A 336-nucleotide genomic window follows, 5' to 3' on the forward strand; every position below is an offset into this window, starting at 1 on the left:
ATACGCGCTACCACATACACTTCACGCCGACTTACTCAAGCTGGCTGAATCAGGTCGAACGCTGGTTTGGCCTGATTACACAGCAGGCGATCCGTCGAGGGTCGTTCAAGAACGTGCGTCAACTCATCACCAGCATCGAGTGATATATCGCGCAGTACAACCAACACGGCCGACCGTTCGTATGGACCGCGACTGCCGATTCAATTTTCCAGAAAGTGGCTCGGCTATGCAAAGTTATTTCTGGGACAGAACAAGCACTGTGTCGATATATTCCTGCAGGTCGATCTGTTGCTCCGGCCGGGCGAACCTGATGCCTTCCAGCCAGCGCCAATGCGC

The 336-nt window shown here is 54.2% G+C and carries 1 pseudogene; it reads left to right on the forward strand.

Annotation, left to right across the window (positions count from 1 at the left end):
- A pseudogene (locus tag ACOJB8_RS41275) lies at positions 1-248 on the forward strand (transposase); the annotation flags it as partial.
- Positions 249-336: the final 88 nt, after the last annotated feature.

The sequence above is a fragment of the Paraburkholderia sp. BR10141 genome (assembly GCF_056155635.1).